The organism is Pirellulales bacterium (assembly GCA_035499655.1).
GTDB lineage: Bacteria > Planctomycetota > Planctomycetia > Pirellulales > JADZDJ01 > DATJYL01.
In genome coordinates this window covers 1-10,315 of sequence record DATJYL010000070.1, presented here as the reverse complement: position 1 = coordinate 10,315, position 10,315 = coordinate 1, and the positions used below count along the sequence as shown (strand labels likewise).

At 57.0% G+C, this 10,315-nt stretch carries 9 protein-coding genes and 1 pseudogene; 5 read left to right on the top strand and 5 right to left on the bottom strand.

The features are described from left to right. The first annotated feature begins 417 nt into the window (after positions 1-417). A complete protein-coding gene (locus VMJ32_05225) occupies positions 418-771 on the top strand; it encodes an STAS domain-containing protein (protein HTQ38404.1) in 354 nt (117 codons plus the stop codon). A 68-nt stretch (positions 772-839) separates the two neighbouring features. On the opposite strand, the gene VMJ32_05220 is transcribed toward VMJ32_05225, so the two are convergent. Then, positions 840-2,261 (bottom strand): MFS transporter, encoded by a 1,422-nt coding sequence (locus VMJ32_05220; GenBank protein HTQ38403.1) that lies wholly within the window; start codon positions 2,259-2,261, stop codon positions 840-842. Between the two features lie 198 nt (positions 2,262-2,459). On the opposite strand from VMJ32_05220, the gene VMJ32_05215 reads away from it, so the two are divergent. The 3 genes from VMJ32_05215 to VMJ32_05205 all read left to right on the top strand — a co-directional run bounded on the left by VMJ32_05215 (position 2,460) and on the right by VMJ32_05205 (position 4,729). Then, complete coding sequence (locus VMJ32_05215) at positions 2,460-2,894, top strand: ATP-binding protein (GenBank protein HTQ38402.1); 435 nt, start codon at positions 2,460-2,462, stop codon at positions 2,892-2,894. 500 nt (positions 2,895-3,394) lie between these two features. Beyond that, positions 3,395-3,970 carry a hypothetical protein gene (locus VMJ32_05210; GenBank protein ID HTQ38401.1) on the top strand — a complete coding sequence of 192 codons (576 nt, stop codon included), beginning with the start codon at positions 3,395-3,397 and terminating at the stop codon, positions 3,968-3,970. A gap of 345 nt (positions 3,971-4,315) precedes the next feature. Next, complete coding sequence (locus tag VMJ32_05205; protein ID HTQ38400.1) at positions 4,316-4,729, top strand: hypothetical protein; 414 nt, start codon at positions 4,316-4,318, stop codon at positions 4,727-4,729. 525 nt (positions 4,730-5,254) lie between these two features. On the opposite strand, the gene VMJ32_05200 is transcribed toward VMJ32_05205, so the two are convergent. After that, positions 5,255-5,404, bottom strand: a complete 150-nt coding sequence (locus VMJ32_05200) for a hypothetical protein (protein ID HTQ38399.1) — start codon at positions 5,402-5,404, stop codon at positions 5,255-5,257. 422 nt (positions 5,405-5,826) lie between these two features. Here VMJ32_05200 and VMJ32_05195 point away from each other — a divergent pair, with 422 nt between their 5' ends. Next, complete coding sequence (locus VMJ32_05195; GenBank protein HTQ38398.1) at positions 5,827-7,701, top strand: adenylate/guanylate cyclase domain-containing protein; 1,875 nt, start codon at positions 5,827-5,829, stop codon at positions 7,699-7,701. Between the two features lie 23 nt (positions 7,702-7,724). On the opposite strand, the gene VMJ32_05190 is transcribed toward VMJ32_05195, so the two are convergent. The 3 genes and pseudogenes from VMJ32_05190 to VMJ32_05180 form a co-directional block, all read right to left on the bottom strand. Then, the gene (locus tag VMJ32_05190) at positions 7,725-8,321 is read right to left on the bottom strand and encodes a hypothetical protein (protein ID HTQ38397.1); all 597 of its coding nucleotides are present in this window, start codon (positions 8,319-8,321) and stop codon (positions 7,725-7,727) included. Between the two features lie 345 nt (positions 8,322-8,666). Continuing rightward, a pseudogene (locus VMJ32_05185) lies at positions 8,667-8,987 on the bottom strand (type II secretion system protein). 229 nt (positions 8,988-9,216) lie between these two features. Further along, complete coding sequence (locus VMJ32_05180) at positions 9,217-10,152, bottom strand: histone deacetylase (GenBank protein ID HTQ38396.1); 936 nt, start codon at positions 10,150-10,152, stop codon at positions 9,217-9,219. Positions 10,153-10,315: the final 163 nt, after the last annotated feature.

Genomic DNA, 10,315 nt, shown 5'->3' with positions numbered 1-10,315 from the left:
ATAGATGACCTGGTACCGCTTTCTTCACTCCCTCTCCCCTTGTGGGAGAGGGTTGGGGTGAGGGGGATCAGGATCATCGAACGCACGACCCCTCGGGGCCGACGACACCGGAAACTTTTGATCAAAAAGTCCGAATGTGCTCCTCTGCGCACTCTCATCACTCGCACAATGCCCGCCTCTTCGCCGAGCTTGGCGAAACCTACGATTGGGGTTAGCGGTTGGCTCCTCTGCCGCCCCGCAGCACAACAGCACGCGGCCGCCGCGCGCTTCCTCATGCTCACGCGATCTTCCGTGAATTGCCTCCCGGCCCTTCACCCCGCCATTGACACTGGCCTTAGGTCGAATATGATTATGTTTCTACGCACGGCGGGCGGTCTGCTCGCCTTGAGCGGCCTGTTTCTAAAGAGGGTTCACCCGATGGCCGGTAATCGACGCATAGATGTCACGCAAAAGGGCGAAGTTACGGTCGTGCGCTTCATCGATCGCAAAATTCTGGACGAAGCCAACATCCAGGAGCTCGGCGTCGAAATGTTCAAGCTAGTCGAAGTCGAAAAACGCAAGAACCTACTCCTGAATTTCTTCAATGTGGAGTTTCTATCGAGCGCCGCCTTGGGCAAACTGATTACGCTGGATAAAAAAGTAAAGGCCAACGGCGGCCGTCTCAAGCTCAGCAACATCCGGCCCGAAATCTACGAAGTCTTCGCCATCACCAAGTTGAACAAGCTGTTCGACATCAAGGACGACGAAACCGACGCCCTGGCGGCGTTTTAGCTGGCCCGCCGCGACGTCGCCGACGCCTCTCTCCGCGCTGGCTGCTGCAGTCCATCCATTCACTCCGCTTATTCCGGAACCGGCTCGGAATAGTTCCTCACATTAGCCGGCAGCGCCGCGGTGAACAACAAGGCTCCAATCACCGCGAAGGCGATCAGCTCGCCAAATGCCCAATTCCAATTTAAATGCTGCACCAACGCTCCTAATCCCAACCCCGAAAGCACCGTGCTGGCGTATCCAAAAATGCTCGTCAATCCCACTGCCGTGGCCGCCGCCCGTTTGGTTGCCAATTTCACTACGATGACTGCGGCCAGCGCCTGTGGGCCGTAGATGAAAAATCCGGTACACATCAACAGTGCCGTATTCAGCCAAAAGGCTTGCGGCGGCGCCCGCCAAAACAGGAAGATGGTTCCTCCGGCCAACAACATGCAGACCACACAAATGGGCGCAGCCCGGCCGCCACAGACGCGGTCCGTGAGCCAGCCGGTGAGAAGCATGCCGCCCAAGCCTGCGAACTCGAAGTAAACCAACATCCACGCGCCATTTTTAATGTCGATGCCCTTGGTTTCCTTTAGCATCGTGGTGCCCCAATCATAAATGGCATAGCGCAGCACGTACACAAAGAAATTCGCGGCCGAAACAATCCAAATGTATTTGTCGGAGAACACACGTTCCCACAAAAAGGCCCGAAATTCCTGCGGCGTTTGGGCATTTTCCGTCGACGGCGCCGCCACGTGCGTTTCCGGCAGCTCCGGCAAGCCGACCGATTCTGGCGTATCGCGCAGCCACATCCAAAGTGCGCCAGCCACGACCAACGCAATGGCGGCGGGAACGAAAAAGCAGATGCGCCAGTCGCCAGGCTCATTGGGACCGTTTCCGGTCACGGTGACCAGCACGCTGCATAAAATCAAAATGCCGGCGCCCCCCAGCGAATGCGATGCATTCCAGTACGACATTTTGATCGCCAATTCCTGCGGCGAAAACCAATGGGCCAGCAACCGAGCGCACGGCGGATACCCCATCCCTTGAAACAAACCATTGAGCATCCAAAAGATGATTAAGGCCGGCAGTGCCGTGCTGAATCCGAAAAAGACGTTGACCACCGCCGACGCCGCCAGGCCAAAGGTCATGAACTTGCGGCCGTCGGCCCGGTCGCCCACAATTCCGTTTGCGAATTTCGAAATACCGTAGAGGACACTGTGCAGCGTCAGGATTAAACCCAGATTGGTTTTCGATAAGCCTAATTGCTTCTCCAACAGCGGCATGCAGAACGAATAGTTTTTCCGCACGAAATAAAATGTGCCGTAGCCAATCGTCGTCCAAAGCAGAATTTGGGGGCGATACCAGGCAAATCCAGCCCGTATTTTTTCAGGATCGGTGATGGGCGCGGCAGGCGGCGCGGGCCGGAAGAAGTCCGGCAGCCAAGACCAACACTTCACCCATCCCGATGCACCGGCACGTTTCTCGGCAGGGTCGGTGGCGCGTTGCATAAAACGGTGTGCCGCTGGGCAGTGTTCAATAGCGTGCCCTAGAGCATACTGAACCCCACGAAGACGGGCAAACACCGCATCCGGCGGAAAGGCAAAAATCCGCCCTAAGTGGCCCAATTCCGCATGGCTGAGGGCGAAGAGATTACTATAATTGAAGCAGGCATCGGCTTTGGACCGTGGAACAGAAGGTGGGAACGCATGCGGAAACACCCGGACTGGACCTGGACAACTGACCTCAAGCTGCCCAGCGTGCAAGGGGCCGGTCAGTTGTTTTTGGGCGAACTACTCCGCGCTCTTCAGCGGGAGCAGTGGAGCGAACACGAAATCTTTGGAATTCACCTGGCCGCGGAGGAGGCGCTGGTCAACGCCATCCGTCACGGCAACGGTTCCGACAGAAACAAGCAAGTGTATATCAGTTGTAAACTGAATCCCCGGCGATTGTGGCTCGAAATCGCCGACGAAGGCGCCGGCTTTGATGCCGCCCTCGTGCCCGACTGCACCCAACGGCAGAACCTCTCTCGCCCCAATGGCCGGGGCATTATGTTGATGCGAAATTACATGTCGCGGGTAGAATACCGGTTTGAGGGGCGTCACCGGGTAATCATGGAAAAAGAACGGACGATCTTGGGTTGAATCTGATGGGCATTAAATTCTATTGCCCCAACGGGCACAAAGTGAACGTAAAGTCCTTTCTGGCCGGAAAGAAAGGACTTTGCCCGAAGTGCGGGGTTCGGGTCGATATTCCCCTGGAAAGCATCAGGCAAGATCCCGCAAAGTCCGCCTTAAATGCGGGTCCAGGAGACTCCACCGCAGACGATGCGGAGGATGAAGGCGATGCGGACGACGTTTCCGCGTGGCCTTCCACAGCCGTACCCGATTCATCTACCGCCCAATCCCCTTCGCCGGCGACACCTGCTTTGGCTAACCAACGATCCTCAGGTGAAGATTTCCCCGATGCCGTCGCAGCTTTCAATGCTTCCGGGTCCAACGCGTCGGCAGTTGATTTGTCGCCTCACAACATCGCTCTTGATAGCTTATTGCCGCTGCCCGCGGCGAGGGTGGCTAACCCGAATGACGCACTGCTGCCTGTCTCGGCGGTTCCCGCAGACTTCAGGATCAATACAGACTTCGGGATGAATTCGGGCGTCCTGTGGCATGTGCAGCTTGCCACGGGCCAGCAGTTTGAGGGGGTCGACCACGCCACTTTGCAGCAGTGGATGGCCGCAGGCCGCATTAGCCCCGACGACATGCTCTGGCGCGACGGCTGGCCGCATTGGCAGTCGGCAATTACGGTGTTTCCGCACTGGAACGGAAGTCGGGCTGCTGTGCCGCCGTCCTCATTGCCAATGTCTGGCGTAACGCCACAGGCTGCGCCCATGACCGTCAGACCCGTTGACGATCCGCTCGGCGATGCCGTCCGCAGCACCGCCGCCCTGCCGGCCTCGGCCACCTGGTTACGGCAACGCCACCGTGGGAAGCGTGAGATTCGTGCGACATTGAGCCTGGTTTTATTGGGTTTGGTGATTCTTTTGTTCGCCCTGTTGCTTTACGTTTTTTTCGGTCGAGAACAGGCTGCATCGAAGCAGACTTCGCTTCGGCTGAACGCTGTGTTTGCTGCCGCATTCCAACCGCGGTATTTGCCGGACGTCTTGATCCAGCGGCATGCTAGCACGAATGCCAGTCTCGGGCCTGCGGCCGGTTTCTCTTGACCGATTCGCTCCTTCTTGCAAGACTCTCGCCCCCGCCGGCGTTTCCCGAGGTTGGTTTCGGGGGCTGCTTTGGGCCCTGGTCAGACATCAACACCGCCGCAATCGCACGCGCACAATAGCCTCCAAATGGTGCTGCCTATGATAAACCGTCAATTTTGGATCCCAGTCGCCTTGTTGTTTGTAGTGGGCGGATGTGGCCAGGCAAGCCAAACGGCGCAAGGCCTTTCAAATACTCAAGGCTCAGCCGGCGCTCAAGTGAGTGGTTCGGCCACAGATACCCCGGACCGGGCCGTCTTTGAATTTCTAGAGGCCGTGCGAACAGGCAACGATCAGCAGGCCTCCTCCATGCTCACCCCTGTAGCTCGCCAAAAGACGGCCGAAATGCAAATGGTGGTGGCTCCACCAGGCAGCCCCACCGCCAAATTCAAAGTTGGCGAAGTGGAATATGTCACACCCAATAAAGACGGCGCGCACGTCTGGACCAGTTGGACCGACCAGATCGATACCCAGGGACACACGCGCACCGACGACATCATTTGGGTGCTGCGCCACGAGGACGAAGGCTGGCGAATTGTCGGAATGGTGACCAAGGTTTATGCCGATCAGCCTCCCTTAATCCTCAACTTCGAGGATCCGGAAGATATGCTGCGCAAGCAGCAGTTGCTCCACCAAAGCGAATCGGGTGGCGACTCCCAGACCGAGCCATCTGGTCAACCACAGGCCGAACGGACAGAAACAACTGCCCCAAAGACTCGATAACTTCCGGAAAATCGATAAAATTGGAATTATTTAACTCCGCGGACTCCGCCTGTGGCACACAATTGTTTTGCCTAGGCCGTGTGTTATAAGCTGTTGTTCCTAAATAGGTTACTGTAATCCATAAACTTCTACAGGATTCCGCAAATTGCGGGATCCTGTTTTTTTTTGTCATCGTACTAGGCGCTGCCCAAACGTGATGTACAGTTGAAGGAACATTTTTCGCAGTCAACCTATAGCGCCAGAGCTTTGCAAACTATGCGTTGGCTGCTTGACAAGAAGTCGTTCCATGCTAACTTAACGTCCTAACCTAGCTATTCGCGTTTCTTTGCGTAATCCGAAAAGCTTATGCTTGGCAGCCCTTAGGATTAGGCTAACAGACGCGATCAGCATTAGGACGTAAATGGATTTTGGTTCCTTCGCTTGGCAGCCGTCCCGAGCGGGGGTATGAGTTTGGACGGTATTGTGTTTGTTACGCCAAGGTACCTGTTTTTGTTGGAGGATTCGAGGATGAACCGTATTTTGATCTTAGGCATCGCGATGTTTATCGCGATCGTCGGCATCGCCCTTGTGGGCGGTGAAAAAGTGGCCGTTGCCGGTCACGGTTGCTGCTGCTGCTGCGGTGGCGATTGCTGCTGCGGTGGCTGCTGCTGTGGCCATCATCACCACCACCGTCATCACTGCTGCTGCTGTGGCGGCAACTGCTGCTGTGGTACTGCGGCCCCGAGCTGCGGTGGTGAAGCCCCGAGCTGCGGTGGCGAAAAGAAGGACGACAAAGCTGCCGCTCCTGCTCCCCCGGCTCCGATGACCTCGATCAACAGCGATCGGGCTCCGTACGCGTTTGCTCACGTGAGCTACCGTCGCTAGTCTCTCCCGCAGGCTGTTGCACAATTTGGGTAACTGCCCTGCGAAAGAGCCAAAATTAGCCGGGTTCCGCTTGTCGGAACCCGGCTTTTTTCATGCGCCAAAGGTTGTTTCCGAGCGTGCCGGGCGGAAACCAAGATGAGCATGCAAAACACTGACCACAACCGCTAGAATGCTCCTAATCTCCTACGATCTCCCATCGACCCCGGCATGCATATTTCTGCCGTTGCTTCACTATGGCCGAACTGATTGCTCAAGGACCCGATTTTACCCAGCGCTGGCGGCGTCGCTTAAATAAAAACCAGCCCATGGTCGTCGGTCGACAGGCAGGCGTTTGGTCAACTCCGTGGGACGATCATATCTCCCGCCAACACATCCGTGTGTGTTGGAATGGCCAATCCCTCATGGTGGAACAAATGGCCACTGCTCGGAATCCCGTTTTTGTGCACGGAAACACAGCAACGCAGTTCCAGTTGAGGCCAGGAGAGCATTTCGTTATTGGAAAAACCACTTTTACTTTGTCCGCCGACAACCCGCGGGTAACCTTGGATGCCCCGGAGCCTGACCATGAGCAAGTTTTCAGCGCCGCGGAATTGCGACGCGTTTCATTTCGTAATGCTCAAGAGCGCATTGAGTTGTTAAGCCGCCTGCCGGAAGTGATCAAAAATGCGGCCTCCGATACTGAATTGTTTGTCCGCTTGGTCAATTTATTGCTGGCCGGTGTCCCTCGGGCCGATGCCGTAGCGTTGGTGGCGGTCGATGCACCGTCAGCCGTCGACCCAAATTTGGCCCTCGATTCGGGAAAGTTGCGGTCCGAAACATCGACAAGCCTGTCCGAGTTCGACGCCGCAGGTGTCTCTCCGCAAAAACCCTGTAGCGTTGCCATTCGCCTTTTGCACTGGGATGGCCGCCGTTTGGCCGGCGCCAATTTTCAGCCCAGTCAACGGCTCATCCAACAGGCGCTGGCCAAGCGTGAAACGGTGCTCCATACCTGGACGGAAACGCCGTCTCGGGAATTCACCGAATCGGAAAGCATCGATTGGGCCTATTGCACGCCGCTGCCCGGCGATGCCTGCCGCGGCTGGGCATTATACTTAGCCGGGCGATTCGGCCATGGCACTCCAGGTAGTGCAGGGCATTCCGATTCGACCGATATTCGCGACGATATGAAATTCACCGAACTGGCCGCAGCCACGCTCAGCAGCTTGCGAGAGCTGAACCGACTGGGTCGGCGTCAAGCGGGATTGAGCCAATTCTTCGCGCCGGTAGTGATGGATGCTCTGGCTACGGACGATCCGGAAACCGTGCTGACGCCGCGCGAGACGGAAGTCACGGTCTTATTTTGCGATCTCCGCGGATTTTCCCGCACCAGCGAACGCAGCGCCAGCGATTTGCTGGGGCTGCTGGAGCGCGTGAGCAAAGCGCTGGGGGTCATGACCCATCAAATTCTCGATCATGGCGGTGTCGTCGGCGATTTTCAAGGCGACGCCGCGATGGGCTTCTGGGGTTGGCCGTTGCCCCAATCCGATGCCCCGCAACGTGCGGCCCTGGCGGCTTTGGCAATTCGCGCTCAGTTCGAAATGGCCGCCAAGCAGCTCGATCATCCGCTGGCCGATTTCCGAGCGGGGATTGGGATTGCGACTGGTCGGGCGGTGGCGGGGAAAATCGGCACCGTCGATCACGTTAAAGTAACGGTGTTCGGCCCGGTGGTAAATTTGGCCGCCCGCCTGGAATCGATGACGAAGTTCGTGAATGCGCCGATATTGCTCGATCCGACCACGGCCGCCGCCTTGCGCCGCAAGTTGCCGCCGGAGATGGGACGGATTCGCCGCGTGGCAACAGTACGTCCCTACGGAATGACCTCGGCATTGGAAATCTGCGAACTACTGCCACCGCAACACGAATACCCAGAAATAAGCGACCAGCATTTGCACGATTATGAATCGGCGCTGGACGCTTTTGTAGCCGGCCAGTGGAGTCATACGCTGGATGTGTTACAACGCATGTCGGCGCCGGATCCCGTGAAAGATTTTCTCACGGTGTTCATAGCTAAACACCGCCGCGTTCCGCCGCCGGGCTGGGATGGCATTGTCACGCTGGAATCGAAATAGCGCGCCTGGCAAATGGCGTACATTTACCCCCGTGCCCGTCCTCGTCCCGGAGTCATTGGCGGCAGACCACGCTCCTTCAGTCGCTGGTCGATCATTTGCACATACGCTTGTCGAGTGGCACGCATATCCGGGGTACTGCGGTCTAGTCTGTTTTTTAATCGGTCGATGCGCTGATCATCGGTCTGTGCTTGCCCCCGATTGCGTTGATTTCCCGGTGCGCCGCTTTGCCCATTGGCGTTTGGATTATTCTGAGCGGCTTGCTGCCTCTTTTGCATCCGGTCGATGTCGGCATCCAGCGCTTTATCTCGGTCCTTCGGCGACATGGCGTGCAATTCATCGACATGCTGTTTCATGCGCTTTTCCATTGTCTGGCGGTTATTTTCCCAAAGTTGCTGTCGGGCGGCCTCAGACAGCCCATCCATCTTGGCGCGCATCGCCTCAAACAACGCTCGCCTGTCCTCGGGTTTCAAGTTCGAATCGGCCAGTTTTGTCTGCATTTCCCGCACCTCGGCCACGGCCGGATTTTCGCTGAACCAACCGAATAACCAGCCGGCCGTCAGGGAGATGATTCCCAGCGCCACGGTGATGATCGCAATTCGTTTAATGACTCGTTTCGACATCTCAACGACTCCCAACGAAAATGGCAAATACTGGACGCCGACCTACGGCGCTTCCACGTGGCAATCGAGGAATAGCATGTTCCGCGAGCCGGTCGAATTTGCCGGTCCATGAAAATTATCAAAATCGTTCCCAATGGATACGGTTGAACTTTTGAGCTGCTTCCCCTGCGATGGCCCAGTCGATGGATTGAGCACTTCCTGCCGCGTTCGGCCCCGGCATAAGCCGGTTACGGGATCCACCGTGACGGTCAGATCGACCAAGGTGGAACGAGCATATTCGTAACTCAGGCCATCCGTCGGATAGTAGGTTGCGTCTGATGGGCAGATCAGCGCGGTGTTGTTGTTTTCAATAAACTTACCCAGCACAGCCGCAATGCTCGGTAGAGCAGGAGTTGCACTTGGCTCGTCGGCCGCATCTGGAAAGCGAGCATTCGTCCCGCGAGAAGTCATGAAGTTGTCCAATCCAATGCCCATTTGCCGCAGTTGCGATGCGCACTGCGTCCGGCGTGCGCTTTCTCTGGCGCGTTGCATTGCCGGCATTAGCAGCGAAATTAAGATTCCGATGATCGCAATGACCACTAATAATTCCACCAGGGTGAAAGCCAGCCGCCGGATGTTGTCGGGGCGAGCGCAATGCCGGTTGCCAATGTAATGTTCGCTGCGCATAGTTTCTCTGCATTCGGAGTGGATCCGAAAAAGTGGACCGATCGAAACACAGCCGCGCTCGACCGTAACGGTGGGGCAAACCATGAATCCAAAGGCTCAACAGTGCTAGCAAGCACGGAGCCCTTCCAGCCCGGAAAGATTCATCCCTACCAAACCCCGCGCATGGACGCAGGTTTCGCAAAAAGTTGCAATGGGAACCGGCGCAAAACTACGTTCACAATGCCCCTGCCTACTTCTGACCGAGCAATTCGAGCAAATGCACTTCGACACAACCGGCCAAAATGCCCGGGTTGTAGCCACCTTCCAAGACACTCACCATTCGCCCCTGGGCGTGCGTTTGGGCCACTTGCTGCACGGCCTGCGTGAGGGTTTGAAAATCTTCGATTTCCAATCCGAGCGAACCGACGGGGTCATCGCGATGGCTATCAAAGCCGGCGCTAATCAGCACCAACTGCGGCCGCAGCCGATCGGCAAAGGTTTCCAAAGCCCGACGAAACTGCGCCAAATAATCGTGCCGCGAGGTGCCAAACTTCACCGGCACGTTAAGCGTTGTGCCCAAGCCCGCGCCGGCGCCTGTTTCGTCGCTATCGCCGGTGCCGGGGTAAAACGGCCAGCGATGAATGGAAAGGAAGCCAACTCGCGGATCGGTCCAAAAGGCATCTTGGGTGCCGTTGCCATGATGCACATCCCAATCGACAATCAACACGCGATCTAATTGAAGCTCGTCGATCGCCACTTTAGCGCCGATTGCCACATTATTGAACAGGCAAAAACCCATTGCTCCGGCAGCCAGCGCATGATGCCCCGGAGGCCGAACCAAGCACAGGGCGTTTTTTTCTTCGCCGCGAATGACCCGATCGACGGCATCGGCCACGGCGCCGGCAGCCAAAGTTGCCACGTCGTAAGACGCCGGGCAAACTACGGTGTCGACTTCAATCCGGCCGCCTCCTTGTCGGGCAAACGCCTCCAGGGCGGCTGCGTAATCCGGCCGATGCACACGGGCCAGCCGCTGGGGCGACACCCGTTGCCAATTTTCGCGCCGGCAGCGCGCCGCCAATCCTTCATGCTCTAAATGAGAAATCACTTGCGACAGCCGCGCCGGCCGCTCAGGATGCGCCCCGGTATCGTGGTCGAGAAAACGACGGTGATAATAGAGAAGAGTCAACGACGTGAAAGCGAAAGGGAAAATAAAAAGTTGCGGGGGGCACTAAGCCGTCATTGTATCGGAACTGCTTGACAGTACCCAGGTTTTGCAAGTACCCTTGAGAGAGGGTCGATGGTGTCGCAACCCTTGCCGTGATCTTCTCTTAGGATGCTTGCGACCGGCC

Coding starts and splice junctions, on each gene's coding strand:
- VMJ32_05205 (HTQ38400.1), top strand. CDS start 4,316: ATGCTCACCCCTGTAGCTCGCCAAAAGACGGCCGAAATGCAAATGGTG.
- VMJ32_05195 (HTQ38398.1), top strand. CDS start 5,827: ATGGCCGAACTGATTGCTCAAGGACCCGATTTTACCCAGCGCTGGCGG.
- VMJ32_05220 (HTQ38403.1), bottom strand. CDS start 2,261: ATGCAACGCGCCACCGACCCTGCCGAGAAACGTGCCGGTGCATCGGGA.
- VMJ32_05190 (HTQ38397.1), bottom strand. CDS start 8,321: ATGTCGAAACGAGTCATTAAACGAATTGCGATCATCACCGTGGCGCTG.
- VMJ32_05225 (HTQ38404.1), top strand. CDS start 418: ATGGCCGGTAATCGACGCATAGATGTCACGCAAAAGGGCGAAGTTACG.
- VMJ32_05210 (HTQ38401.1), top strand. CDS start 3,395: ATGAATTCGGGCGTCCTGTGGCATGTGCAGCTTGCCACGGGCCAGCAG.
- VMJ32_05215 (HTQ38402.1), top strand. CDS start 2,460: ATGCGGAAACACCCGGACTGGACCTGGACAACTGACCTCAAGCTGCCC.
- VMJ32_05200 (HTQ38399.1), bottom strand. CDS start 5,404: ATGACGGTGGTGGTGATGATGGCCACAGCAGCAGCCACCGCAGCAGCA.